Annotated in this window: 11 protein-coding genes and 1 pseudogene; 8 read left to right on the top strand and 4 right to left on the bottom strand. The window is 69.2% G+C overall.

All coding sequences use genetic code 11. The features are described from left to right. Nucleotides 1-71: 71 nt before the first annotated feature. From ACGFNV_RS12980 to ACGFNV_RS12965, 4 genes and pseudogenes are all read right to left on the bottom strand, one after another. Nucleotides 72-2,027: an amino acid transporter gene (locus ACGFNV_RS12980; protein WP_393621904.1), complete on the bottom strand. Its 1,956-nt coding sequence runs from the start codon at nt 2,025-2,027 to the stop codon at nt 72-74. A 223-nt stretch (nt 2,028-2,250) separates the two neighbouring features. Next, a complete protein-coding gene (locus ACGFNV_RS12975) occupies nt 2,251-2,682 on the bottom strand; it encodes a hypothetical protein (RefSeq protein ID WP_393621902.1) in 432 nt (143 codons plus the stop codon). 252 nt (nt 2,683-2,934) lie between these two features. Then, nucleotides 2,935-3,102 carry a hypothetical protein gene (locus ACGFNV_RS12970; RefSeq protein WP_393622537.1) on the bottom strand — a complete coding sequence of 56 codons (168 nt, stop codon included), beginning with the start codon at nt 3,100-3,102 and terminating at the stop codon, nt 2,935-2,937. Between the two features lie 131 nt (nt 3,103-3,233). Further along, nucleotides 3,234-3,425: pseudogene (locus ACGFNV_RS12965) on the bottom strand (cation:proton antiporter); the annotation flags it as partial. 418 nt (nt 3,426-3,843) lie between these two features. On the opposite strand from ACGFNV_RS12965, the gene kdpF reads away from it, so the two are divergent. The 8 genes from kdpF to ACGFNV_RS12925 all read left to right on the top strand — a co-directional run bounded on the left by kdpF (nt 3,844) and on the right by ACGFNV_RS12925 (nt 13,439). Beyond that, on the top strand, nt 3,844-3,933 hold the full coding sequence (gene kdpF, locus ACGFNV_RS12960; RefSeq protein ID WP_018566520.1) for a K(+)-transporting ATPase subunit F: 90 nt from the start codon (nt 3,844-3,846) through the stop codon (nt 3,931-3,933). Between the two features lies 1 nt (nt 3,934). Then, nucleotides 3,935-5,599 carry a potassium-transporting ATPase subunit KdpA gene (gene kdpA, locus ACGFNV_RS12955; RefSeq protein ID WP_393621899.1) on the top strand — a complete coding sequence of 555 codons (1,665 nt, stop codon included), beginning with the start codon at nt 3,935-3,937 and terminating at the stop codon, nt 5,597-5,599. A gap of 29 nt (nt 5,600-5,628) precedes the next feature. After that, complete coding sequence (kdpB, locus tag ACGFNV_RS12950) at nt 5,629-7,719, top strand: potassium-transporting ATPase subunit KdpB (protein ID WP_393621898.1); 2,091 nt, start codon at nt 5,629-5,631, stop codon at nt 7,717-7,719. Nucleotides 7,720-7,724: 5 nt separating this feature from the next. Then, nucleotides 7,725-8,393, top strand: coding sequence for a potassium-transporting ATPase subunit C (locus ACGFNV_RS12945; RefSeq protein ID WP_393621896.1), 669 nt, complete (start codon nt 7,725-7,727; stop codon nt 8,391-8,393). Between the two features lie 106 nt (nt 8,394-8,499). Further along, entirely contained in the window at nt 8,500-9,183 is a 684-nt protein-coding gene (locus ACGFNV_RS12940) for a response regulator (protein WP_393621894.1), read from the top strand. 12 nt (nt 9,184-9,195) lie between these two features. Further along, the gene (locus tag ACGFNV_RS12935) at nt 9,196-11,742 is read left to right on the top strand and encodes a DUF4118 domain-containing protein (protein WP_393621892.1); all 2,547 of its coding nucleotides are present in this window, start codon (nt 9,196-9,198) and stop codon (nt 11,740-11,742) included. 279 nt (nt 11,743-12,021) lie between these two features. Beyond that, nucleotides 12,022-13,221, top strand: a complete 1,200-nt coding sequence (locus ACGFNV_RS12930; protein ID WP_393621891.1) for a cytochrome P450 — start codon at nt 12,022-12,024, stop codon at nt 13,219-13,221. Next, nucleotides 13,218-13,439 (top strand): ferredoxin, encoded by a 222-nt coding sequence (locus ACGFNV_RS12925; RefSeq protein ID WP_393621889.1) that lies wholly within the window; start codon nt 13,218-13,220, stop codon nt 13,437-13,439. The genes ACGFNV_RS12930 and ACGFNV_RS12925 overlap by 4 nt, the downstream gene beginning before the upstream one ends. Nucleotides 13,440-13,529 lie beyond the last annotated feature (90 nt).

Here is a 13,529-nt window from a genome sequence, read left to right as displayed (position 1 = left end):
GCGAGGCCCGGCGACTGCCGCTGACGGTTCTCTGACGCCGTACGGGCGAATCCTGACGGGATCCTGACGCCTCAGCCCGTGTGGACCCGGGGGCGGCGGACGCGGTCCGGTTCCGCTTCCCGCAGGACCTCGCGGGTGACGGGGGCGACCTCGCCCTGGCCGAAGAGGAAGAAGCGCAGGAAGTTGGCGAAGGGGCCGCCCTCGGTCCACTCGAAGTAGATGTGCGGGATGCGGCCGGTCGAGTCGCGGACGTGGAGGAGCAGAGCGGCCAGGGCGTTGGAGATGGAGGAGGACTCCAGGGTCAGGACGCGGTAGCGGCCGTGGAGGACCTCGCCGTGGACCGTCAGGCCCGCCTCGAACTCCGAAGGGTCGGTGACCGTCACCTCGACGAAGACGAAGTCCTCCTGCTCCGGCATGTCGTTGTCGTGGCGGATCTGCTCGATCTTGTCCCGGTACTCGGCCTTGTCGCGGCTGTCCGGCTGGTTGGCGATGAAGCGGATCTTGCGGCTGGCCATGTCCCGGATGAATCGTTCCGCCATGTCGTCGAGCGTCACGCTGGTCACGCGCAGCTCGAAGGCGCGGGCCAGGCGGGACAGGAGGGAGACGAGGATGATCCCGGCGATGAAGCAGGCGCCGATCTTGACGCCGTCGGGGCGCTCGATGACGTTCGCGACCATCACGTACAGCAGAACCGCGGAGACGACCGCGAAGGCGATGGTCCAGTTGTGCTGTCCGGCCTTGCGGGCGGCGATGGTCACGGCGATCGCGGCCGACGACATCAGGACCAGGACGCCGGTGGCGTAGGCGCCGCCCTGTGCGTCGACGTCGGCGTCGAAGATCCAGGTGACCAGGAAGGCGATCAGGGTGAAGACGATGACCATGGGGCGGACGGCGCGGGCCCAGTGCGGGGCCATGCCGTAGCGGGGCAGGTAGCGGGGCATCAGGTTGAGCAGGCCGGCCATGGCGGAGGCGCCGGCGAACCAGAGGATCGCGATGGTCGAGACGTCGTAGACGGTGCCGAAGGCGTTGCCCAGGTACTCGTGGGACAGGTAGGCGAGGGCTCGTCCGTTGGCCTGGCCGCCGGGCTCGAACTCCTTCTCCGGGATCAGGACGGTGGTGATGAAGCTGGTCGCGATCAGGAACACACTCATGATCAGAGCGGCGGCCGTCAACAGCTTCTTGGTGTCCCGGATGCGGCCCTTCGGCTGTTCCTCGGTGTCGCCGGGGTCGCCCTGGACGTGCGGCATCACCGCGACACCGGTCTCGAAGCCGGAGAGGCCGAGGGCCAGCTTAGGGAAGACGACCAAGGAGACGCCGATCATCACGAAGACGTTGCCGTGCTCGGCGGTCAGGGCGCTGGTCCAGTCGGTGACCAAGTGGCCCTCGGTGAGCACGTGCCACATGCCGACGATCACGACCACGACGTTCAACCCGAGGTAGGCCACCACCAGAGCGACCGCGACACCGATCGCCTCCAGGAAGCCCTTCAGGAACACCGCGCCGAGCAGGGCGACGAGCGCGAGGGTGATGATCATCTGCTTGCCGTGCAGCGCGCTTTCCAGGTGCGGGTTCTCGACCAGGTGGGTGGACGCGTCGGCTGCGGACAGGGTGATGGTGATCAGGAAGTCGGTGGCGGCGAAGCCCAGCAGGGTCAGGACGAACAGCTTGCCCTTCCAGAAGGACAGCAGCCGCTCCAGCATCGCGATCGAGCCCTCGCCGTGCGGGCTCTCCTCGGCCACGCGCCGGTAGACGGGCAATGCGCCGGCCAGGGTGACGATCACGAGTACGACGGTGGCGATGGGGGACAGGAGCCCCGCGGCCAGGGCCGCGATGCCCGGCTGGTAGCCGAGGGTCGAGAAGTAGTCGACACCGGTCAGGCACATCACCCGGTACCAGCGCTGGCCCTTGTGCGGGGGCTCCGGCTCGGCGTGCGGCCCCGTGTGGCCCCCGGCCCTGCCCATGTCGGACAGGCCCTCCAGCATCCACGTGCGCAGACGGCTCGGAGGCGGATGTTCGGTGGTGGCCATCGACGTGCTCTCCTGACGTGTGGCTCAGCGTGCGGTCCCGGGCATCACGCGGACGGCGGAACCAGCGTAAGCAGAGAGTGACGTGTGGGCCTCTGGATGGGCCGTCCGGGGGCGTCAATCTTCCGTTAAGAACATCCCGGCGGCTGTCGGCAGCACAGGAGGACGGTGAGGTCCCGGACGAGTGGGCTCGGACTGAGCCGTACGGGGAGCGAGAGCGGGCGGATCAGGAGCGGACACCCAGTGTCATGTCGTACGCCGCCTCCACCAACCGCTGTACGGCCTGAAGAACGTGACCCTGTCGACGTACGACTCCGAGCTCGCCACCACTTGGCAGGCGTCCCGAACGCAGCACCACACCCCGCCGGTTCGGGCGTATCCGGTACCCCCAGCCGCCGAAGTCCCCCAGCGCGGAGATTTGGACGCTACTGGCGCCATCGATGCTGCCGAGCGGCAGGACCAGCCGCGGCCGGGGCAGGACCGTCGAGGCGACCGTGAGCCCGCGCCCGTCGACGGTGACCCGGACACCGGCGAACGCGACGCACGTCAGGCCGAGGACGAGCAGCAGAAGACCCGCCTGCCAGGGGCCGAACACCACGGCTGACAGCCCGCCGAGCGCGACGACACCGGCCGAGAACAGCAGTGCGCGAGAGACCACGGTGCGGCTCCAGGCCGCTGCCTCGCCCTCGGACAGCGGCAGCGAGGGGGCCGTCGGCGTGGGCGCGGGGCGCGGCAGGCCGCATCAGCCACCAGGCCGGAGCTCCGACAGCCGCGCCCGCGAGCAGCAGCACAGCCACGTGCCACATCGGCAGTTGCACCGCGGCCGGATCTCGGACGTCCCTGTTGACCAGGACAGTGAGGACCAGCGGGTAACCCAGCGTGACTGAGGTCCCGGCGCCCACCGCGGCGGTCAGCCTCGACCCTGGGCCTTCCCGGCCGACAGCGGCGCCAGCCACAGCAGCCGTACGGCGATCAGCGTGCCCGCCACGGCGAGGGCGTACAGCGGCCGGGCGCGGTCCTCGTCGGCCAGCGCCCGCACCTGCGCGGGCAGCGCCAGGCCGATGAGGCTGAAGACCACACTCTCCAGGAGGAAGACACCGTGCCGTACACGGCGTGGAGTCGGAGGCGGATTCGGGCGTCGGTGAGGCGGTCGCCGCGGCCGCCCAGCACGACGCCCGCGACCACCACCGACGTGACGCCGGAGGTGTGCGCCGCCTCGGCGAGGACGTAGGCCGCGTAAGGCGTGACCAGGGAGATCACAGTCTCCAGGATCGGGTCCCCGGTGCGCCGGCGGATCAGCGCAACCACTTCGGCGTCCGCCGCGCCGATGACCGTGCCGCCGCCCGCCAGCAGAAGGAACTCACCGCCAACCGAGCCCCAGCCCGCCGCCGCGGTGGCCACGGCGGCGCTCACCGCCACGCGGAAGAGACCAGCGAGGTGGCGTCGTCGGAGACCGAGCCGGAGCGGCTGTGGCAGAGGTTGCTGCAGAACCAGCGGGGCGCGGTCGTCGCACACGCCGTACGGCGCGAGACGGACGCGGTCATCTGCAGGCTCCGCTTCCGGCTGCTGTGAGTCGCGCAGGGGCTTGCCCCACCGGCACCGATCAGGGGCCGTATGGGTCCCGTCAAAGGTGTGGGGGTCGCCGTAAGAGAGCCGTCAAGGGCCGACCGGATCCGGCCACCGAGGCGGTTTCCTCTAATCGTCCGTTCTTCTCCCGCACCTCACTCCAGGAGTTCGCGATGGCCGATCTGGCCTTCGTCGTCACCACGATCGCGGTCTTCGCGCTGGTGGCCCTCGTCGCCAAGGGGGTGACGAAGCTGTGACCGCCGAGAACGTCGTCGGCCTGATCGTGGCCGTCGCCCTGCTGGGCTACCTCGTCCTCGCCCTGATCTTCCCGGAGAGGTTCTGAGATGGGTCCCGTCCTCGCCGGCTTCCTCCAGTTGCTGGCCCTCATAGCCGCACTGGCCCTGGCCTACATCCCCCTCGGCACCTACATGGCCAAGGTCTACTCCTCCGACCGGCACTGGCGGGTCGAGAAGTGGATCTACAAGGGCATCGGCGCCGACCCGGACACCGAGATGCGCTGGCCCGCGTACCTGCGCGGTGTCCTCGCCTTCTCCGCGGTCGGGGTGGTGTTCCTGTACCTGCTCCAGCGGCTGCAGGGTGTGCTGCCCGGCTCGCTCGGCTTCAAGGCCATCGACCCCGACCAGGCGTTCAACACGGCCGTGTCCTTCGTGACCAACACCAACTGGCAGTCGTACTACGGCGAACAGGCCATGGGGCACGTCGTGCAGACCGCCGGTCTGGCCGTGCAGAACTTCGTGTCGGCGGCCGTGGGCATCGCGGTGGCGGTGGCACTCGTACGGGGCTTCGCCAGGTCCCGCACCGGTGAGCTCGGCAACTTCTGGTCGGACATGGTGCGCGGGGTCACCCGCATCCTGCTGCCCGGCGCGTTCGTCGCGGCGATCGTGCTGGTGGCGTGCGGTGCGATCCAGAACTTCTCCGGCATTCACGAGGTCGGGCAGTTCCTGGGCGGGCAGCAGGAGTGGAACGGCGGTGCGGTGGCCTCGCAGGAGGCCATCAAGGAGTTGGGCACGAACGGCGGCGGCTACTTCAACGCCAACTCCGCCCATCCCTTCGAGAACCCGACGCCGTTCACGAACCTCTTCGAGATCTTCCTGCTGCTGGTGATCCCGTTCGCGCTGACCCGGACCTTCGGTGTGATGGTCGGCTCGGTCAAGCAGGGGTACGCGATCCTCGCCACGATGGCCACCATCTGGGTCGGCTTCGTCGCCCTGATGATGTGGACCGAGTTCGCCCACCACGGCCCGGCGTTGCAGATCGCGGGCGGGGCGATGGAGGGCAAGGAGGTCCGCTTCGGCGTCGGCTCGTCGTCGATCTTCGCGGTGTCGACGACGCTCACCTCGACCGGCGCGGTGGACTCCTTCCACTCCTCGTTCACCGGTCTCGGCGGCGGTGTCGCGATGCTGAGCATGATGCTGGGCGAGATCGCGCCCGGCGGTACCGGCTCCGGCCTCTACGGCATGCTGATCATGGCGGTGATCGCGGTGTTCATCGCCGGTCTGATGGTCGGCCGCACGCCCGAGTACCTGGGCAAGAAGATCGGCACCCGCGAGATCAAGCTGGCCGCCTGCTACATCCTCATCACCCCGGCCCTGGTGCTGGTCTTCGCGGCCGTCGCCATGGCGCTGCCCACCCCCGCGCACTCGATGACCAACAGTGGGGCGCACGGGTTCTCCGAGATCCTCTACGCCTACACCTCCGCCGCCAACAACAACGGCTCGGCCTTCGCCGGACTGAACGCGGACACGCAGTGGTTCAACACCACGCTGGGCCTGGCGATGGCACTCGGCCGGTTCCTGCCCATGGTGTTCGTCCTCGCGCTCGCCGGTTCGCTCGCCGAACAGAAGCCGGTCCCGGTGACCGCGGGCACCCTGCGCACTGAAAAGCCGCTGTTCACCGGTCTGTTGGTGGGCGCGATCCTGATCATCACCGGTCTGACGTACTTCCCGGCGCTCGCGCTGGGCCCGCTGGCCGAGGGGCTGGCGGCATGACCACCCGTACCGAGAACCAAGAGGGTTCCATGTCCACAGTGACCCCGACCCGGGCGCCGCACAGCGACGTACCGACCGGGCACAAGCCCGCCGAGGGACGTGTCGGCGCGGGCCTCTTCGACCCCAAGCAGCTGCTGAAGTCGCTACCGGACGCCTTCCGCAAGCTCGACCCGCGGGTGATGGTCAAGTCGCCCGTGATGTTCGTGGTGTGGATCGGGTCCGTGCTGACCACGGTCTTCTCCTTCGAGGATCCCGGCGACTGGTTCGGCTGGACCATCAGCGCCTGGCTGTGGCTCACCGTCGTCTTCGCCAACCTGGCGGAAGCCGTCGCCGAGGGGCGTGGCAAGGCGCAGGCCGACACCCTGCGCAAGGCCAAGACGGACAGCGTGGCCCGCAAGGTGGACGGCACGGTCGTGCCCGGTACCGAGCTGAAGATCGGTGACCTGGTCGTCTGTGAGGCCGGCGACGTCATCCCCGGCGACGGTGACGTCGTCGAGGGTGTCGCCTCGGTCGACGAGTCGGCGATCACGGGTGAGTCGGCGCCGGTGATCCGTGAGTCCGGCGGCGACCGCTCCGCCGTCACCGGCGGCACGAAGGTGCTCTCCGACCGGATCGTCGTCAAGATCACGACGAAGCCGGGCGAGACCTTCATCGACCGGATGATCAACCTCGTCGAGGGCGCGGCCCGGCAGAAGACCCCGAACGAGATCGCGCTGAACATCCTGCTGGCGTCCCTGACGATCGTCTTCCTGCTCGCCTGTGCCACGCTGCCCCCGTTCGCTGACTACGCGGGCACGCATCTGACGATGGTCGTGCTGGTGGCCCTGCTGGTCTGCCTGATCCCGACGACCATCGGCGCGCTGTTGTCGGCGATCGGCATCGCCGGCATGGACCGGCTGGTGCAGCGCAACGTCCTGGCCATGTCGGGGCGGGCGGTCGAGGCCGCCGGTGACGTCTCCACCCTGCTGCTCGACAAGACCGGCACCATCACCCTCGGCAACCGGCAGGCCGCCGAGTTCGTGCCGGTGTCCGGCGTGACGGAGGCCGAGGTCGCCGACGCCGCCCAGCTGTCGTCGCTGGCAGACGAGACTCCGGAGGGCCGCTCCATCGTCGTACTGGCGAAGGAGAAGTACGGGCTGCGCGAGCGTCAGCAGGGAGAACTCGCGGGCGCCGAGTGGATCGCGTTCACCGCCCAGACCCGCATGTCCGGCGTCGACGTCGACGGACGGAAGATCCGCAAGGGCGCCGCCGGGTCGGTCGTCGCGTGGGTCAGGGAGCAGGGCGGCACGGTCGCCGAGGGCGCCGACACCACGGCCACCCGTATCTCCGAGGCGGGCGGCACCCCGCTGCTCGTCGCGGTGGACGACGAACAGGGCGCCCGCGTCCTGGGTGTCATCCACCTGAAGGACGTGGTCAAGGACGGCATGCGCGAGCGGTTCGACGAACTGCGCCGCATGGGCATCAAAACCGTCATGATCACGGGCGACAACCCGCTGACGGCCAAGGCGATCGCGGAGGAGGCGGGCGTCGACGACTTCCTCGCGGAGGCCACCCCCGAGGACAAGATGGCCCTCATCAAGCGCGAGCAGGCGGGCGGCAAACTCGTCGCGATGACCGGCGACGGCACCAACGACGCGCCCGCGCTGGCCCAGGCGGACGTCGGCGTCGCGATGAACACGGGGACGTCGGCCGCCAAGGAGGCCGGCAACATGGTCGACCTCGACTCCAACCCGACCAAGCTCATCGAGATCGTCGAGATCGGCAAGCAACTCCTGATCACCCGGGGCGCGCTGACGACGTTCTCCATCGCCAACGACGTCGCGAAGTACTTCGCGATCATCCCGGCCCTGTTCGCGGCCGTCTACCCGGGTCTGGACAAGCTCAACATCATGGGCCTGTCCTCACCGGACTCCGCGATCCTGTCCGCGGTCGTCTTCAACGCGCTGATCATCATCGCGCTGGTGCCGCTCTCGCTGAAGGGCGTGCAGTACCGGCCGGTCAGCGCGGACAAGATGCTGCGGCGCAACCTCACGATCTACGGCATCGGCGGCCTGATCGCCCCGTTCATCGGCATCAAGCTCATCGACCTGCTCATCTCCCTCATCCCCGGAATCGGATGACCGCCATGAACAACTCGGTATCGAACACGGCCCGGTTGCTGTGGGCGGGGCTGCGCGCCCTGCTGGTGCTGACGCTGGTGACGGGCGTGATCTACCCGCTGGCCGTCACCGGCATCGCCCAGGGCCTGTTCAACAACAAGGCGAACGGCTCCGAGGTCAAGGCGGACGGCAAGGTCGTCGGCTCGTCCCTCATCGGCCAGGCGTACAACCTGCCGCTGAAGAAGGGTCAGGAGACCCCCGAGCCGGACCTCAAGTGGTTCCAGGGCCGCCCTCAGAACGGCCTCGGCACCAACAGCGTCAACACCCGGTACAAGCTCATCCTGTCCGGCGCGACCAACCGGTCCGCCGACAACAAGGACCTGATCGACTGGGTGAAGGCCGCCAAGGCCGCCGTCGTCAAGGACAACTCGACCGCCGACCACACGGTCAAGCCGTCCGAGGTCCCCGCCGACGCCGTCACCTCCTCCGGATCCGGCCTGGACCCGGACATCTCCCCGGACTACGCCGACCTCCAGGTCCACCGCGTCGCCGAGAAGAACGGCCTGTCCGTCGCCCAGGTGCAAAGGCTGGTCGACGAGCACACCGAGGGCCGCACCCTCGGCTTCATCGGCGAGCCCCGCGTGAACGTCCTCGAGCTCAACATCGCGCTCAAGGGACTCCTCGCGAAGAGCTGACGGCGAGACAGGACACAGGGGAGTCGGTGGTACGCGGGTGCCGCCGACTCCCGCCGTCGTCACGGCGGTACGGCCCATCGACGTACGACAGGAAAGGCGCACGCCCATGACAAGGGTGCTGGTGGTGGAGGACGACCCGCAGCTCGTGCGGGCCCTCATCATCAATCTCCAGGCACGCCGGTACGGGGTCGACGCGGCCCCCGACGGCGCCACCGCGCTCCGGCTGGCGGCCGCCCGTCAGCCCGACGTCGTCATGCTCGACCTCGGGCTGCCCGACATGGACGGCGTCGACGTCATCAAGGGCCTGCGCGGCTGGACCCGCGTCCCGATCCTGGTGCTGTCCGCCCGGCAGGCGTCCGACGAGAAGGTCGCCGCGCTCGACGCCGGCGCCGACGACTATGTCACCAAACCGTTCAGCATGGACGAGCTGCTGGCCCGGCTGCGGGCCGCCGTCCGCCGTACCGAGGAGGTACCGCTCGCGTCCGGGGCGACGCAGGTGGAGACCGACGACTTCACCATCGACCTGCTGGCCAAGAAGGCCGTACGCCAGGGCCATGACATCCGCCTCACCCCCACCGAATGGCACCTGCTGGAGATCCTGGTCACCAACCCGGGACGGCTGATCACACAGAAGCAGCTGCTCCAGGACGTCTGGGGCGTCTCCCAGAGCAACAAGACCAACTACCTGCGCGTCTACATGGCCCAACTGCGGCGCAAATTGGAGTCGGACCCCTCCCACCCCCGCTATCTGATCACCGAGCCCGGCATGGGCTACCGCTTCGAAGGCTGACCGAGGGACGACATGGCGCGCGGCAAGCTACGGATCTACCTCGGCGCGGCCCCCGGCGTCGGCAAGACCTACGCCATGCTCTCCGAGGCGCACCGCCGGGTGGAGCGGGGTACCGACTGCGTGGTCGCCTTCGTGGAGCACCACCACCGGCCGCGCACCGAGGTGATGTTGCACGGCCTGGAGCAGATCTCGCGCAGGGAGCTGGAGTACCGGGGCGGCACCTTCACCGAGATGGACGTGGACGCGGTCCTCGTCCGCCGCCCGGAGGTGGCGCTCGTCGACGAACTCGCCCACACCAACGTCCCCGGCTCCCGCAACGAGAAACGCTGGCAGGACGTGGAGGAGCTGCTGGCCGCGGGCATCAACGTCGTCTCCACGGTGAACATCCAGCACCTGGAGTCCCTCGGCGACGTCGTCGAGTCGATCACCGGCGTACGGCAGCGGGAGACCGTGCCCGACGAGGTCGTCCGCCGGGCCGACCAGATCGAGCTGGTCGACATGTCGCCGGAGGCGCTGCGCCGCCGGATGGCGCACGGCAACATCTACAAGCCGGACAAGGTCGACGCGGCCCTCTCCAACTACTTCCGCCCCGGGAACCTCACCGCCCTGCGGGAGCTGGCGCTGCTGTGGGTGGCCGACCGGGTCGACGCGTATCTGACCGAGTACCGCAGCGAGCACCAGGTCTCCACCATCTGGGGCTCGCGGGAGCGGATCGTGGTCGGGCTCACCGGCGGCCCCGAGGGCCGTACGCTGATCCGCCGCGCCGCCCGGCTGGCGGAGAAGGGCGCCGGCGGCGAGGTGCTGGCCGTCTACATATCCCGCAGCGACGGTCTGACCGGCGCCTCCCCGAAGGAACTGGCCGACCAGCGCACCCTGGTGGAGGACCTCGGCGGCACCTTCCACCACGTGGTCGGCGACGACATACCGTCCGCACTGCTCGACTTCGCCCGCGGGGTGAACGCCACCCAGATCGTGCTGGGAGTCTCCCGCCGCAGGACCTGGCAGTACGCCTTCGGGCCCGGGGTGGGCGCCACGGTCGCCCGCGACTCCGGCCCGGACCTGGACGTCCACCTCATCACGCATGACGAGGCGGGCAAGGGCCGGGGTCTCCCGGTGGCCCGGGGCGCGCGTCTCGGCCGGTCCCGGCTGATCTGGGGGTGGCTGGTCGGTCTCGGCGGCCCCGTGCTGCTGACCTGGCTGCTGAGCGGTGTCCTCCCCGATGTGGGTCTCGCCAACGACATGCTGCTCTTCCTCACGATGACGGTGGCGGCGGCCCTGCTGGGCGGGCTCTTCCCGGCCCTGGCTTCGGCGGTGGCCGGTTCCCTGCTGCTGAACTGGTTCTTCACGCCGCCCGTCCACACGTTCACCATCGCCGACCCGAAGAACATCGTGGCCATCGCGATCTTCGTCGGGGTCGCGGTCTCCGTCGCCTCCGTCGTCGACCTCGCGGCCCGCCGCACCCACCAGGCCGCCCGCCTGCGGGCCGAGTCGGAGATCCTCTCCTTCCTCGCCGGCAATGTCCTGCGGGGCGAGACCAGCCTGGAGGAGCTGCTGGAGAGGGTGCGGGAGACCTTCGGCATGGAGTCGGCGGCGTTGCTGGAGCGCGAGAGCGACGTGGCGCCCTGGAACTGCGCCGGCAGTGTCGGCCCACAGCCCTGCACCACCCCGGACGACGCGGATGTCGACGTACCCGTCGGCGACCACATGTCCCTCGCCCTCTCGGGCCGCGTCCTGCCCGCCGAGGACCGCAGGGTGCTGGCCGCCTTCGCCGCCCAGGCAGCCGTCGTCCTCGACCGGCAGCGCCTCCAACAGAAGGCGGACGAGGCCAAGGCACTGGCCGAGGGCAACCGCATCCGCACCGCCCTGCTCGCCGCCGTGAGCCACGACCTGCGCACCCCGCTCGCCGGGATCAAGGCGTCGGTCACGTCCCTGCGCTCGGACGACGTCGAGTGGTCCGAGGAGGACCGGGCGGAACTCCTGGCGGCCATCGAGGAGGGCGCCGACCGCCTCGATCACCTCGTCGGCAACCTCCTCGACATGTCCCGCCTGCAGACCGGCACCGTCACCTCGATCATCCGCGAGACCGACCTCGACGAGGTGATCCCGATGGCGCTCGGAGGTGTTCCCGAGGGCAGCGTCGACCTGGACGTTCCGGAAACCTTGCCGATGGTCCACGTCGACCGGGGCCTTCTGGAGCGGTCCGTGGCCAACATCGTCGAGAACGCCGTCAAATACAGCCCGCCGGGCGAGCCGGTCCTGGTCTCCGCCAGTGCCATCGCCGAGCGTGTCGAGGTGCGCGTCGTGGACCGCGGGCCGGGGGTCCCGGACGAGGCCAAGGACCGCATCTTCGAACCCTTCCAGCGCTACGGCGACTCCCCGCGCGGCGCCGGCGTGGGCCTCGGCCTCGCGGTCGCCCGCGGCTTCGCCGAGGCCATCGGCGGCACACTGCGCGCCGAGGACACACCTGGCGGGGGCCTGACCATGGTGCTGAGCCTGCCCATGGCCGCGAGCCACCCGCCCCCGACCGAACCGGACCTGTCCGCGACGGCCACCTCGTAGGGACCGAAGGCCGGACTGCCGGTCCCGGAGCCTTCCTGGGCAGCTGGCATGTACGCGCGCTGCCATCCTCGGCATCCCGACCTGACCGCCGGTTCGAAGATCTACATTGCCTTCATTCCCATCTCATTGCAACGCGTCATTGCTTTCGACTCGGCGTCATTGCATCAATTTCCGGCCATTATCCTGGGAGGATGCTCGTTATCCGGTTGACGTAATTATGAACGCAACGTAGCTTTCGGTCTACGTAAAACACGTCATATCGCGAGACGAGGAATGGCCATGAGTGAGTCCCTCCACACCGTCACGACGCTGCCGGCGGCCCGTCAGGCCAGTTGCCCCTTCGACCCCCCGGCAGAGCTGATCGACGCCCGTGGGCACGGCCCCATCAGCCGCTACACCCACCCCGGCGGAAAACCCGGCTGGCTGATCACCGGATACGACCTGGTCAGATCTGTCCTGGCCGACTCGCGGTTCAGCTCGCGCAAGGAGCTCATGAACGTCGTCGACTTCGAGCTTCCTCCGGCGCCGCCCGGCGAGTTCCTCCTCATGGACGAGCCACAGCACAGCCGCTACCGGAAACCGCTGGTGGGCAAGTTCACCGTGCGGCGGATGCGACTGCTCACCGAACGCATCGAGCAGATCACCGCCGACTGCCTGGACGCCATGGAGACGGCCGGGCCGCCGACAGACCTGGTGACCGCGTTCGCCAAGCCCATCCCCACCATCGTGATCTGCGAGCTGCTCGGGGTGCCGTACGAGGACCGTGACTCGTTCCAGGAGCAGATCGACAAGTTCATGGGCGGAGAGACGAGCGACGAGGAGCTGATGGCGGCCTACACCGCGACGCAGGAGTACCTCGCAGGGCTGGTGGCCACCAAGCGCGCGAACCCCACCGACGACGTGCTCAGCGAACTCACCCACAGCGATCTGACCGATGAGGAGCTCAGGGGGATCAGCCTGATCCTGCTGGCGGCCGGATTCGACACCACCGCGAACATGCTGTCCCTCGGGACCTTCGCGCTGCTGCAGCACCCGGCACAACTGGCCGCGCTGCGCGCCGACCCCGCGCTCACCGACGGAGCCGTGGAGGAGCTGCTGCGGTACCTGAGCGTCGCCAAGACGTTCATGAGGACGGCGCTTGAGGACGTCGAGGTGGGTGGCCAGACCATCGAGGCCGGCACGACGGTCGTCCTGTCGTACAACACTGCCAACCGCGACCCCGAGCGCTTCACCGACCCCCACGTGCTCGACCTCCGAAGGCCGTCCGACGGGCACCTGGCCTTCAGCCACGGCATCCACCAGTGCCTGGGCCAACAGCTGGCCCGCGTCGAGATGCGGGTTGCGTTCCGCGCGCTGATCGACCGCTTCCCCACGCTGCGCCTGGCCGTACCGGCTGAAGAAGTCGGCCTGCGCCCGGAGACCGCGGACATCTTCGGAGTGAAGAGCCTGCCGGTCACCTGGGACAAGGAGGGGGCATGACGACAATGCGCCTGCGCGTCGACCGAGAGCGCTGCATCGGCGCCGGGATGTGCGCTCTGACCGCTCCCGAGGTCTTCGACCAGGACCTCGACGACGGCCGCGTACTCCTGCTGCACGCCGACCCGCCCACCCCCCATCGCGCGGCCGCCCGGATGGCCGCCGGTGTCTGCCCCTCCGGGGCGATCACCCTCCACGAGCCGGAATCCAGCGGCTCCTAGTACCGCGGCAGCTCGGCGGGGTGCAGGCGTTGCCACACGAAGATGAGGAGTTACTCTTCACCGCCTCGCAGGGCGGGCCACTACGGGCCC

Origin of the sequence: Streptomyces sp. NPDC048751 (genome assembly GCF_043198595.1) — a bacterium.
GTDB lineage: Bacteria > Actinomycetota > Actinomycetes > Streptomycetales > Streptomycetaceae > Streptomyces.
The sequence above is the reverse complement of the archived record's forward strand: the minus strand, read 5'-3'. Positions and strand labels throughout refer to the sequence as shown.